The organism is Bradyrhizobium sp. URHC0002 (genome assembly GCF_054059515.1).
Genome location: NZ_JBSSCF010000001.1, coordinates 663875 through 675806 on the forward strand (window position 1 = coordinate 663875; position 11932 = coordinate 675806).

The window sequence follows — 11932 nt, forward strand, 5'->3', positions numbered from 1 at the left end:
ATGCGAAGTCTCGTTCGCGGGATGATCGTGGCCGCGCTTGTCGTCTTGCCGCAATTGGCGCAAGCCCAGTCCTATCCCAACAAGCCGATCAAGCTGATCGTACCGTTTCCGGCCGGCGGTCCGGCCGACACCATCGCCCGTGTGCTGACGGAGAAGATGGCCCCTCTGCTGGGCCAGCCGATCATCCTCGAGAACCGTGGCGGCGCGGGCGGCGTAACGGGAATAGGCGCGGTCGCGAAAGCAGAGCCCGACGGCTACACCCTCGGCATTTCGAGCGCTGGTCCGCTCGCGATCACACCGGTGCTTTCCGAGGCGATGCCGTACGACGTGCACAAGGACTTGAAACTGCTGACGCAGGTCGTCGAGGTTCCCGAATTGCTTGTCGTCGCCGACAACGTCCCGGTCAAGACGTTCGGCGAACTCATCGCGCTCGCCAAATCCAAACCGGGCAAGCTCAATTTCGCCTCGACCGGCATCGGCGGCGTGCCGCACATGGCGGGGGAATTGCTCAAGGTGTCGGCAGGCATCAACATCGAGCACGTGCCGTATCGCGGCGCGGCACCCGCCGTGAACGACCTGCTCGGCGGTCACGTCAACATGATGTTCGCCGATATTCCCGTGCTGCTCGGCAACGTGACGGCGGGTAAACTCCGGGCGCTCGCCATCGGCAGCGCCAAACGTGCCCCGAGCGCGCCCGACGTGCCGACGACGGCCGAGCTCGGCATGCCGCAGGTGCTCGCCAACAACTGGTATGGGCTCGTGGCGCCGAGCGGCCTCCCAGCCGACGTCGCCGCCAGGATCTCTTCAGCGGCGCTCGAGGCGCTGAATTCGACCGAGGTCAAGGACAAGCTCGCCCTTCAGGGCGCGACCACGGTCGGCAGCACGGGCGAACAGTTTTCGGCCCATGTGAAGGCCGAGATGGAGAAGTGGGCGCAGGTCGGCAAAGCCGGGGGCGTCAAGCTGCAGTGATTTGCACGAGGCCGGATGGCCCGTCGGCTTCGCGCGATCTGGTAGGCCCTTTAAGCCCGCGCCCGCTCGTTGCGGACGGTCTGCAATTCCACCGGGCGGTCCGGGATCGAAATCCGGAAGGTGGCGCCGATGGTGCCTTCGACCAGGTGGATGTCGCCGCCATGGGCGCGCACCAGTTCGGCCGCAATGGCTAAGCCCAGCCCGCTGCCGCCGGGGCGGCCGGAGGTCTGGAACGCCTCGAACAAATGCTCGCGCGCCTTCGCCGGCACGCCGGGGCCGGTGTCGGAAACCTCGATGATCGCGACCGAGCCTTCGCGGCGGCCGGTGATGCGGATCTGCAAGGCGGCGCTATCCCCCTTGGCGCTTTCCAGTGCCTGGGCGGCGTTGCGCACCAGGTTGAGCAGCACGCGAAACAGCTGGTCGGGGTCGGCATCAATCGAGAGCGAGCGCTCGATCGCGCTGATCCAGGTGACCGAGGCGTCGGCGGCCAGCCCTGCGGATTCGCGCACCTCCGATACCACGGGCTCGACCAGGATCATGCGGCGGTCGGGCTCGGCTTCCTGTGCGCGGCCATAGGAAAGAGTCGACTGGCAGAAATCGATGGCGCGCTCCAGCGAGCGCATCAGTTTCGGCGCAAAGCGCTGCACCCTTGGATCCGGCACGCTGGCGAGCTGGTCCGACAGCAATTGCGAGGACGCCAGAAGATTGCGCAGATCGTGGTTGATCTTCGACACCGCAAGCCCGAGCGCGGCGAGCCGGCTCTTCTGCGAGAGCATCGAGACCAGGTCACGCTGCATGTCGGACAATTCGCGCTCGGCAACGCCGATCTCGTCGCCGCGATGGCTCGGCACGATGATGCGCGCCGCGCTTTCCGGGTTTTCGTGGAAGCCGACGAGATTGGCGGTCAACCGCCGCATCGGCCGCACGAACAGAAAATGCAGCGCGAGGTAGACCAGCCCCGCGGCGAGCATTGCGATTCCCAGCGCAACCACCAGCAGGTTGCGGGAAAACCGGTACATTGCCAGCCGCAACGGCTTTTCATCGATCACCACCTCGATGAATTGCGCAGCTCCGGGCGCGGGCCCGACCACGCGGATGGTCTGGTTGCCGGTCTCCAGCATGATCTCAAAGGACTCGACGATCGCGGACCACACCGTGAGCGTCCGCATGTCGATGTCGCGGTCGATCGCCGCCGGCAAGTCAGCGCTGGCGAGCAGCCGGCGCTGCTGTCCCATCTTGATGGCGACCGCGCGTGCCCCGACACTGATCAAGATCTGCCGCGACAGCGAATCCGGCACCATGCCGAGCGGCGCGGCATCCAGCACCAGGGCGGCCGTGTTGGCCGCCGCGAGGCGGTCGTTCAGCCGGTTGGTCCAGAAATTCGCGATCGAAGGCACGTAGATCATCAGGAGGGCGATCATCACGAGCGGGATCGTCAGCAGCAAAAGCTTGCCGGACAAGCCGAGCCGCCGCGGGCCCGAGGGCCGCGGCGCTTGAAGGGTCGGCTGCTCGTCGGTCACTGACACGAATATCCGCCTTGATATCTCTGTGTTTGGAGCCCCATGTCTGGAGCCTTGCCGGGTCATAAGACCGGCGCTGGTCCTGACCCGTACACTGATTCCGAGGATGCGTTCTGCGCCCCCGACCGGTCAAATTACCGATCGCTAATGTCCCGATGTTCCAAGGGTCCGGGCACGCCACCGTCTCGCCCCTAAAAACCCCGCGAAAACAGATATATTCGCCCCAATTGCGACGTTTCAAAGAACGGCTGGTCCGGCAACCCCCGACATTGACGAAAACAGGTCGCTCCCGTATAAGCCGCGCCAACTGTCCGCGATGGCCCGGTTCCACCCGGGGGCGGCTCGTTTGGGCCGTAAATGGCCCTTTTTCGGGCCGGCCCGCATCATCGGACTTGATCTCAATTCAACAGGCAAATTGCCCGGTCAGCGGAGAACTACCCGTGAAGCGGACTTATCAACCCAGCAAACTGGTGCGCAAGCGCCGTCACGGCTTCCGCGCCCGTCTCGCCACTGCCGGCGGCCGCAAGGTTCTCGCCGCCCGCCGTGCGCGTGGCCGCAAGCGTCTGAGCGCCTGAGCCGGATCTTCCGGAGATTTCATTCATGGATCGGCTGAGGCAGCGGGCGGACTTTCTCGCCGTTGCCAATGGCACGCGGGCGAACAGCGCTGCCTTCGTGGTGCAGGGCCGCCTCCGCGACGATGATCGCCCGATCCGGATCGGTTTCACCGTTACCAAAAAGAACGGTACCGCCACCGAACGCAACCGCATCCGGCGCCGGCTTCGCGAACTCGTGAAGCGGCTGGACGTCATATCCATGCGACCACACCATGATTATGTCCTGGTCGGCCGCCGGGCCGCGCTCACCCGCGACTTCGCAACCATGCTCGAAGATCTCCGTTCGGCGCTGCATCGCCTCGACCGGCAGCCGAAACCACAGCGGCGCGACCCGCAGTCCGAATTGAATGGCGAGACCCCAGAACGATGACCGACAACCGCAACACCATCCTCGCCGTCATTCTGTCCGGCCTTGTGCTGATCGCATGGCAGTATTTCTACAACATGCCGCAGATGGAGCGGCAGCGCGCGCAAACCCAGGCCCAGACCGAGCTCAACAAGCCGTCGCCGCAGACAGCGCCGGGATCGACGGCGCCGGGGTCGACCACGCCACAACCGGGCTCGGCTCCATCCGCCACCACGCCCGCCGGCCAGCTAGGCGCGCCGGCGCCCGTCGTCAGCCGCGACGCCGCGATCGCGGCCTCGCCCCGCATCAAGATTGAGACGCCGCGGGTTTCCGGCAGCATCGCGCTGAAGGGCGCACGCATCGACGACCTGTCGCTGGAGAAATTCCGCGACACCGTCGATCCGAAGTCGCCCGCGATCGTGCTGTTCTCGCCTTCGAACACGGCTCATCCCTATTATGCCGAGTTCGGCTGGGTGGCGGCCTCCGGCTCGACGGCGCGGCTTCCCGACCGCGACACGGTGTGGCAGCAGGAGGGCTCGGGCGCGCTGTCGCCGAGCAACCCGGTGACGCTGAAATACGACAATGGCGAAGGCCTCACCTTCCGTCGCACCATTACGATCGACGACCGCTATCTGTTCACCGTCAAGGACGACGTCACCAACGTCGGCAGTGCGCCCGTCACGCTCTATCCGTTCGCCCTGATCTCCCGCCACGGCACGCCGGAGGTCTCGGGCTACTACATCCTGCATGAAGGCCTGATCGGCTATCTCGGCGAAAAGGGCCTGCAGGAGCACGGCTACAAATCCGTCGCCGAGGCGCCCGTGCTGGGCAATGGCGCGCGGGGCTTTGAGTTCAATGTGACGAATGGCTGGCTCGGCATCACCGACAAATATTGGGCTGCGGCGCTGTTGCCCGAGACGACAGCGCGCCTCAAGGCCCGCTTCCTCGCCGAACCCCCCGCCAAGGAACCTGGCTCCAAGATTCGTTATCAGACCGACTACCTGCAGGATCCGCAGACCATTGCGATCGGCGGCACCGGCAGCGCCAATGCGCGGTTGTTTGCGGGGGCCAAGGAAGCCGGCGTCGTCGGCATCAATTTCCCGCTCGCCGGGCACGGCGGCTACAACAAGCAGCTCGACCTCAACCATTTCGATCTCTTGATCGACTGGGGCTGGTTCTACTTCATCACCAAGCCGATGTTTTTGGCGCTCGACTACTTCTACCACCTGGTCGGCAATTTCGGTGTCTCCATTCTGCTGGTGACCGTGCTGGTCAAGCTGCTGTTCTTCCCGCTCGCCAACAAGTCCTACGCCTCGATGGCGAAGATGAAGTCGGTGCAGCCGCAGCTGGCCGCGCTGAAGGAGCGTTACCCCGACGACCGCCAGAAGCAGCAGCAGGAGATGATGGAGATCTACCGCAAGGAGAAGATCAATCCGATCGCGGGTTGTCTTCCGGTAGCCCTCCAGATCCCGGTATTCTTCTCGCTCTACAAGGTGCTGTTCGTCACCATCGAAATGCGCCACGCGCCGTTCTATGGCTGGATCAAGGACCTCTCGGCGCCCGATCCGACCACGATCTTCAATCTGTTCGGACTGCTGCCTTTCGACCCGACGCATGTACCGGTGCTCGGCGCCTATCTCGCGCTCGGCGTCTGGCCGATCATCATGGGCATCACGATGTGGTTCCAGATGAAGCTGAACCCAACGCCGCCGGATCCGACCCAGAAGATGATCTTCGACTGGATGCCGCTGATCTTCACGTTCATGCTGGCGGGCTTCCCGGCGGGTCTGGTGATCTACTGGGCCTGGAACAACCTGCTCTCGGTGCTGCAGCAGAGCTACATCATGCGTAAGAACGGCGTGAAGGTGGAGCTGTTCGACAACATCAAGGCGACGTTCGCGCCCAAGAAGGCCGTCGAGAAGACGTGACGGCGGCAACACCGTCGACAGCTGTCCCGATATCTCCAACCCGTCATGCCCGGCCTTGTGCCGGGCATTCACGTCTTTACTGCGCTGATGACGGAAACAAAGCGTGGATGGCCGGGACAAAGCCCGGCCATGACGCAGAGCGGTCATATGCGCATGCCGGCGCTCAGCCTTCCCGCATCTGCGTCGGCGAAGCGCCGAACCGCCGCCGGAAGCAGCGGTTGAAATAGGACACTTCGTTGAAGCCGCAGGCATAGGCGATGTCGCTCACCCGCATGGCTGTGCGCGGCGGTGCGGCCAGCAGCCCGCGCGCCTTCTGCAAGCGCAATTCCATCACGCGGTCGGCAAAGCTGACGCCGGTCTCCTGCATCAATTCGTTGACGTAGCGCGACGACAGGCCCATCGCGCGCGCCACCTCCGCGGGCCCGAACGATGGCCGGCTGAATCCGGCGCCGATGCGCCGCAAAATCTCGAGCGCGCGCGCAGCGCGCAGGCCGCGCATGCGCGCCAGTTCGCGGGCATCGCGCCCCACGCCGAAGGCGAGCGCGATCAGATCCGTGATGGTGGTGCCGATATGGGCCAGCAGCGCGGGCTCGTCCTGGAAATCGTCCGGCGCGAACAGCAAATCGAGATAGCGGCCAAGGAAACGTACCGGCGCGACCCCGGCGTCCAGCGGCTTCATCAAGAGATCGTCCACGTTGGCGACCAGCGCGCCGATGCGTTGGCGCGGAATGAACAGCGATGACCACGGATTACCCGACTGGCTTCGCATGCGACCGCCCATGGTGTTGGTCGCGAGCAGCACGTCGCCGGACTGCAGGGGCGCGTCGCGGCCGGACTGCGTGAATGAGGTGACGGACCTGCCCTGGTTCAGGCACAGGATGAGATCGTCGCTGCCGTCGATCGCGGCATAATGGGACGGCCGCTCAAACCGGTCGACCGTGCCCTCGAACCTGAGCGCGCCGATCTCCTGGAATCGGGCGAGATCGGCGCGTATCGAAAAGCGCTGATCGGCCACCGGCGAAATATCGAGCTTGCAACTATGCGCGACAAAGCGGTCCTGCCACGCCGCCAGCCGCGCCCGGTCGTCGAGATGCGCGGGCAGATCGTCGGACGCGAGCGTGAACCTCTGGCGCGGCGTCACCGTTGCATCGTTCGTCACACTCACCGAACGGCCCTCTGTTGGCTCGGTCCACCTGCAGGCGCATCACGGGAGTCGCGCCGGCCATGCCATGGTTCAACATGAAGCGGGATACGTCCAGCCCTGTCTCTATCCTCGCGTGTGTGCCGGTTCTCATGCGTTCAAGATAGGCGCCTGCGAATTCAAGCCGCGCCAACCCGGACAGTAGCAACCCGGCAACAAGTCCAAACAAACAGTGGGCGCTGCACTGCCGGTTCTGATTCCCAGGTGTCCGCCCGCCGGTCTGTGACCGGGTAGGCGGACCGGTCTCCGGCGTCGAAATCGCAAAACCCTCCCGCTCCTGCCGGTATCGGCGGGCATATTCACCTTTCGCCGTCCGCCACGCTTTGCTAAGCGTCGGCGCATGAACGCTGACATCGATGCGAGGCTGATCGAAGAGGGCCGAAAACTCTTCGCCGGCGACTGGCAGTTCATCTGGGCTTCGCCCTCGATCGAAACGCTGCCGCCGATGGCGGGCGTGGAAGTGGCATTCGCCGGCCGCTCCAATGTCGGCAAATCGAGCCTGATCAATGCGCTCACCGGCCGCAACGCGCTGGCCCGCACCTCGCATACGCCGGGCCGCACCCAGGAACTGATCTTCTTCGACGGCCCGGACAATGCAGGACTGCGGCTGGTCGACATGCCCGGCTATGGCTACGCCTCGGCGCCCAAGACCCAGGTCGCGTCATGGACCAAGCTGATCCATCAGTTCCTGCAGGGACGCGCCACGCTGGCGCGGGTCTATGTGCTGATCGATGCGCGCCACGGCATCAAGGATGTCGACCAGGACGTGCTGAAGACGCTGGACAAGTCCGCCGTGAGCTACCAGGTGGTGCTGACCAAGGCGGACCAGGTGAAGGCGGCTGAGCTGGAGAAAAACATCGAGCAAACCACGGCCGCGCTCGCCAAACATCCGGCGGCGTTTCCGGAAGTCCTGGTGACATCCTCGCGCTCCGGCGCCGGCATGCCGGAATTGCGCGCCGCGATGGTACGCCTGTTGCACGAGCGCGCCTGATGAGCCGCACGTACCGCGTCCTGATCGTGCTGGCCGCCGTCATGGGCGCCGACGGCGTCATGCTGGCGGCCGCCTCTGCCCATGGCGCCGATGCGTCGCGGCTGGCCTCGGCGTCATCGATGCTGCTGTTTCATGCCACTGCGGTATTAGGTGCCATCGCGTTGGCGGAGCGCGGGATCGTGCACACGAAAATCGGTATTGCAGCCGCTTTCGGCTTCGTGATTGCGGCAGGCCTGTTCGCCGGCGACCTGACGCTGCGGCACTATGCCGGCCACGGACTATTTCCGATGGCCGCGCCGACAGGAGGGACGCTGTTGATTGTGAGCTGGCTGGCGTTGGCTGTGGCGGCGGCCTGGCCAAAGCGGGGGTGACTCTTCCCTCCTCCCACAAGGGGAGAGGGGAGAAAGAGGCCACAGACCCGCAATTCCCCCACTTTGCGCCCTGCCCGCCAATCAGATAGAACCCGGCCCGACATCCGGAATGGCGAGACCCGCTTCATGACATCATCGCAAGACATCAGCCCGCTCGATCAGGCCCGCATCCTGTCGGAAGCGCTGCCGCATATGCAGCAGTATGACGAGGAAACCATCGTCATCAAATATGGCGGCCATGCCATGGGCGCCGAGGAAACCGCCAAAGCCTTTGCCCGCGACATCGTGCTGTTGGAGCAGACCGCGATCAATCCGGTGGTCGTGCATGGCGGCGGGCCGCAGATCGCGACCATGCTCAAGCGGCTCGGCATCCAGTCCGAATTCGCAGCCGGCCTGCGCATCACCGATGCCGCCACCATCGAGATCGTCGAGATGGTGCTGGCAGGCTCGGTCAACAAGCAGCTGGTCGGCTACATCAACGAAGCCGGCGGCAAGGCGGTGGGCTTGAGCGGCAAGGACGGCAACATGGTGAAGGCGTCGAAGACGACGCGCACCATGGTCGATCCTGACTCGAACATCGAAAAGGCCGTCGATCTCGGCTTCGTCGGCGATCCCGACAAGGTGGATCTGACGCTATTGAACCAGTTGATCGGCTACGAGCTGATCCCGGTGCTGGCGCCGCTGGCGACCTCGCATGACGGCCAGACGCTCAACGTCAACGCCGACACCTTCGCCGGTGCCGTGGCCGGCGCGCTGAAGGCCAAGCGGCTGTTGCTCTTGACCGACGTTCCCGGCGTGCTCGACAAGTCGAAGAAGCTGATTCCGGAATTATCCGTGAAGGATGCGCGAAAGCTGATCGCCGACGGCACGATTTCCGGTGGCATGATCCCCAAGGTCGAGACCTGCATCTACGCGCTGGAACAGGGCGTGCAGGGCGTCGTCATCATCGACGGCAAGACGCAGCACGCGGTCTTGCTCGAATTGTTCACCAACCAGGGCACCGGCACGCTGATTCACAAGTGACCCGCGCGATCTCCCCGACCCCTGCGCTCGCGCTCCGCGCAAGAATGCGGCGGTATGGGAGACGCACGATCCTGGCCCTGCCGGCCGCGGCGATCTCGCTGTTCGTTTCCTCCTTGCCCGCGTTTGCGGACCTGAAACTCTGCAACCGCATGAGCTATGTGGTCGAGGCCGCGATCGGCATCGACGACAAGTCGGCAACCGCGACGCGCGGCTGGTTCCGGATCGATCCCGCTGCCTGCCGCGTGGTGCTGCAGGGCGCGCTGACCGCCGACCGCATCTTGCTGAATGCGCGCGCGCTCGGCGTCTACGGTGCTTCACCGATTCCGCAGAACGGCAGCGACACGCTGTGCATTGCGCCGGAGAATTTCGTCATCGCCGCAGCCCGCCAATGCCGCGGCAACCAGACGCCAGCGCCCTTCACCCAGATCACGCCGACGCGGACCGACGACGGCAACCTGGTCGCCTATCTCGCCGAGGATTCCGAATATGACGACGAGCAGGCGCGGCTCGCCGGCATCCAGCGGCTGCTTGTCATCGCGGGCTATGACGCCGCGCCGATCGATGGCGTCGACGGGCCGAAGACGCAAGGCGCCCTCGCGGCGTTCCTGAAGAGCCGCGGGCTCGCCGCCGACATCGTGCAGTCGCAAAATTTCTTCACCACCATGATCGAGGCCGTGCAGAAGCCTTCCTCCTCGGGACTGACCTGGTGCAATGACACGCCGCACAAGATCATGGCCGCGGTCGCCACCGACGACGGCAAGGCGGTGACCAGCCGCGGCTGGTACCGCATCGATCCCGGCAAGTGCCTGCATCCCGACGTGACCGGCCAGCCCAAGCAGGTCTACAGCTTTGCCGAGGCCGTCGACGGCGAAAACCGCGCCCTCAAGTACAGGGACAAACCCTTGAACTGGGGCGGGGCAAAGGAGCTCTGCACGCGCGAGAGCAAGTTCGAGATATCGGAACAGGGTGATTGCGGCACCCGCGGGCTTGCGCCGATCGGCTTTGCGCCGGTGGATATGAGCAGCGGCGGCAAGACAATTCGATTCGCGATGCCGTGATGGATACGCGCTCCTGCCTCAAACTCTTTCCGTCATCACCCGCGCAGGCGGGTGATCCAGTATTCCGTGACGCCTGTTGCTCATCTCGATGGCCGCGGCGTACTGGATGCCCCGCCTTCGCGGGGCATGACAGCGAGGATATGCAATGAATTCCCCCCGCCCCTTCAGCCATATCGACACCTGGGTGTTCGATCTCGACAACACGCTATACCCGCACCACGTCAATCTGTGGCAGCAGGTCGACGCACGGATCGGCGAGTTCATCAGCGCTTACTTAAAAATCTCCGCGGAAGAAGCCCGCGTGATTCAGAAGGATTATTACCGCCGCTACGGCACCAGCATGCGCGGCATGATGACCGAGCACGGCGTGCACGCCGACGATTATCTGGCCTATGTGCACAAGATCGATCACTCACCGCTGGAGCCGAACCCCGCGATGGGGACTGCGATCGCGAAACTTCCCGGACGCAAGCTGATCCTGACCAATGGCTCGACCGACCATGCCGGCGCGGTGCTGGCACGGCTCGGCATAACCCAACATTTCGAGGCGGTGTTCGACATCATCGCCGCCGAACTGGAGCCGAAGCCGGCGCCGCAGACCTACGACAAATTTCTGCGCGTCCACGGCGTCGATCCGGCGAAGTCCGCGATGTTCGAGGATCTCGCCCGCAACCTCGTGGTGCCGCACCAGCTCGGCATGACCACGGTGCTTGTCGTGCCCGACGGCGCCAAGGAGGTGGTGCGCGAGGACTGGGAGCTGGAAGGCCGGGATGCGGCTTATGTCGATCATGTCACGGATGATCTGACCGGGTTTTTGCAGCGGTTGAGCGGGAAGTAGCCCCAATCTCCAGCGTCATACCCCGCGAAGGCGGGGTATCCAGTACCCTGCGGCTTCTCGGCTAAAATCCGGTTTCTCTGGAATACTGGATCACCCGCCTTCGCGGGTGATGACAGCGAACCCGCCTTGACTCTCCCTCCCCAAATCCGGAAAAAGCCTCCCAACTTCGCCCGAAATCCCTGAGGAATCCCCGATGTCCCAGTCCGCGCTCGAATCCACCGTCAACGCCGCCTTCGATGCCCGCGACGGCATTTCGACTTCGACCAAGGGCGAGGTTCGCGAGGCCGTCGATAGCGCGCTTGAGCTGCTCGACAAGGGCGAGACGCGCGTCGCCGAGCGCGGGGCCGACGGCAAGTGGAAGGTCAATCAGTGGCTGAAGAAGGCCGTGCTGCTGTCGTTCCGCCTCAACGACATGAGTGCTATTCCCGGCGGACCCGGCAAGGCGTCATGGTGGGACAAGGTGCCGTCGAAGTTCGAGGGCTGGGGCGAGAACCGTTTTCGCGACGCAGGATTCCGCGCCGTTCCCGGCGCGATCGTGCGCCGCTCCGCCTTTATCGCGCGCAACGTCGTGCTGATGCCGTCCTTCGTCAATCTCGGCGCCTATGTCGATGAAGCAACCATGATCGACACTTGGTCCACCGTCGGCTCCTGCGCGCAGATCGGCAAGCGCGTGCATATTTCCGGCGGTGTCGGCATCGGCGGCGTGCTGGAGCCGCTGCAGGCCGAGCCCGTGATCATCGAGGACGACTGCTTCATCGGCGCGCGCTCGGAAGTCGCCGAAGGCGTGATCGTCCGCAAGGGCGCTGTTCTGGCGATGGGGGTGTTCCTCGGCGCCTCCACCAAGATCGTCGACCGCGTGACCGGCGAGACGTTTATCGGCGAGGTTCCGGAATATTCGGTGGTGGTTCCCGGCGCCCTGCCCGGCAAGCCGCTGCAGAACGGCCAGCCCGGCCCGTCGACCGCCTGCGCCGTGATCATGAAGCGCGTCGACGAGCGCACCCGCTCCAAGACCAGCATCAACGAGCTGCTGCGGGATTAGGATCGAACCGGGGACTTTCCCGCGCGACCAATGT

The 11932-nt window shown here is 64.5% G+C and carries 12 protein-coding genes; 10 read left to right on the forward strand and 2 right to left on the reverse strand.

Features of this window, described 5'->3' with window-relative positions; all coding sequences use genetic code 11:
• The gene (locus tag ACVWVY_RS03245; RefSeq protein WP_456625026.1) at nucleotides 1-969 is read left to right on the forward strand and encodes a Bug family tripartite tricarboxylate transporter substrate binding protein; all 969 of its coding nucleotides are present in this window, start codon (nucleotides 1-3) and stop codon (nucleotides 967-969) included.
• Between the two features lie 50 nt (nucleotides 970-1019).
• Here ACVWVY_RS03245 and ACVWVY_RS03250 read toward each other — a convergent pair whose 3' ends face one another.
• Nucleotides 1020-2495, reverse strand: a complete 1476-nt coding sequence (locus tag ACVWVY_RS03250; RefSeq protein WP_456625027.1) for an ATP-binding protein — start codon at nucleotides 2493-2495, stop codon at nucleotides 1020-1022.
• A gap of 434 nt (nucleotides 2496-2929) precedes the next feature.
• Between ACVWVY_RS03250 and rpmH the strand changes: the two genes are divergently transcribed.
• From rpmH to yidC, 3 genes are read left to right on the forward strand one after another with little or no spacing between them, the layout of a single operon-like run.
• Nucleotides 2930-3064 (forward strand): 50S ribosomal protein L34, encoded by a 135-nt coding sequence (gene rpmH, locus ACVWVY_RS03255; RefSeq protein ID WP_008542748.1) that lies wholly within the window; start codon nucleotides 2930-2932, stop codon nucleotides 3062-3064.
• A 25-nt stretch (nucleotides 3065-3089) separates the two neighbouring features.
• Nucleotides 3090-3473, forward strand: a complete 384-nt coding sequence (rnpA, locus tag ACVWVY_RS03260; protein ID WP_456625028.1) for a ribonuclease P protein component — start codon at nucleotides 3090-3092, stop codon at nucleotides 3471-3473.
• Nucleotides 3470-5377, forward strand: coding sequence for a membrane protein insertase YidC (yidC, locus tag ACVWVY_RS03265; protein WP_456625029.1), 1908 nt, complete (start codon nucleotides 3470-3472; stop codon nucleotides 5375-5377). The genes rnpA and yidC overlap by 4 nt, the downstream gene beginning before the upstream one ends.
• Nucleotides 5378-5540: 163 nt before the next feature.
• Here yidC and ACVWVY_RS03270 read toward each other — a convergent pair whose 3' ends face one another.
• Nucleotides 5541-6542, reverse strand: coding sequence for a helix-turn-helix domain-containing protein (locus tag ACVWVY_RS03270; protein WP_456625030.1), 1002 nt, complete (start codon nucleotides 6540-6542; stop codon nucleotides 5541-5543).
• A 376-nt stretch (nucleotides 6543-6918) separates the two neighbouring features.
• Between ACVWVY_RS03270 and yihA the strand changes: the two genes are divergently transcribed.
• The 6 genes from yihA (at nucleotide 6919) to dapD (ending at nucleotide 11898) form a co-directional block, all read left to right on the forward strand.
• Nucleotides 6919-7569, forward strand: a complete 651-nt coding sequence (yihA, locus tag ACVWVY_RS03275) for a ribosome biogenesis GTP-binding protein YihA/YsxC (protein WP_456625031.1) — start codon at nucleotides 6919-6921, stop codon at nucleotides 7567-7569.
• Entirely contained in the window at nucleotides 7569-7940 is a 372-nt protein-coding gene (locus tag ACVWVY_RS03280; protein WP_456625032.1) for a DUF423 domain-containing protein, read from the forward strand. Before yihA ends, ACVWVY_RS03280 begins: the two co-directional genes overlap by 1 nt.
• Before the next feature lie 126 nt (nucleotides 7941-8066).
• Nucleotides 8067-8963 carry an acetylglutamate kinase gene (gene argB / locus ACVWVY_RS03285; protein ID WP_456625033.1) on the forward strand — a complete coding sequence of 299 codons (897 nt, stop codon included), beginning with the start codon at nucleotides 8067-8069 and terminating at the stop codon, nucleotides 8961-8963.
• Nucleotides 8964-9034: 71 nt separating this feature from the next.
• Entirely contained in the window at nucleotides 9035-10021 is a 987-nt protein-coding gene (locus ACVWVY_RS03290) for a DUF1036 domain-containing protein (RefSeq protein WP_456632085.1), read from the forward strand.
• 145 nt (nucleotides 10022-10166) lie between these two features.
• On the forward strand, nucleotides 10167-10859 hold the full coding sequence (locus tag ACVWVY_RS03295; protein ID WP_456625034.1) for a pyrimidine 5'-nucleotidase: 693 nt from the start codon (nucleotides 10167-10169) through the stop codon (nucleotides 10857-10859).
• A 193-nt stretch (nucleotides 10860-11052) separates the two neighbouring features.
• Nucleotides 11053-11898: a 2,3,4,5-tetrahydropyridine-2,6-dicarboxylate N-succinyltransferase gene (dapD, locus tag ACVWVY_RS03300; RefSeq protein ID WP_456625035.1), complete on the forward strand. Its 846-nt coding sequence runs from the start codon at nucleotides 11053-11055 to the stop codon at nucleotides 11896-11898.
• Nucleotides 11899-11932 lie beyond the last annotated feature (34 nt).

What these genes read in the sequence shown, in the direction of transcription:
- ACVWVY_RS03245 (WP_456625026.1), top strand. Translation starts at nt 1, where the DNA reads ATGCGAAGTCTCGTTCGCGGGATGATCGTGGCCGCGCTTGTCGTCTTG.
- rnpA (WP_456625028.1), top strand. Translation starts at nt 3,090, where the DNA reads ATGGATCGGCTGAGGCAGCGGGCGGACTTTCTCGCCGTTGCCAATGGC.
- yidC (WP_456625029.1), top strand. Translation starts at nt 3,470, where the DNA reads ATGACCGACAACCGCAACACCATCCTCGCCGTCATTCTGTCCGGCCTT.
- yihA (WP_456625031.1), top strand. Translation starts at nt 6,919, where the DNA reads ATGAACGCTGACATCGATGCGAGGCTGATCGAAGAGGGCCGAAAACTC.
- ACVWVY_RS03280 (WP_456625032.1), top strand. Translation starts at nt 7,569, where the DNA reads ATGAGCCGCACGTACCGCGTCCTGATCGTGCTGGCCGCCGTCATGGGC.
- argB (WP_456625033.1), top strand. Translation starts at nt 8,067, where the DNA reads ATGACATCATCGCAAGACATCAGCCCGCTCGATCAGGCCCGCATCCTG.
- ACVWVY_RS03295 (WP_456625034.1), top strand. Translation starts at nt 10,167, where the DNA reads ATGAATTCCCCCCGCCCCTTCAGCCATATCGACACCTGGGTGTTCGAT.
- dapD (WP_456625035.1), top strand. Translation starts at nt 11,053, where the DNA reads ATGTCCCAGTCCGCGCTCGAATCCACCGTCAACGCCGCCTTCGATGCC.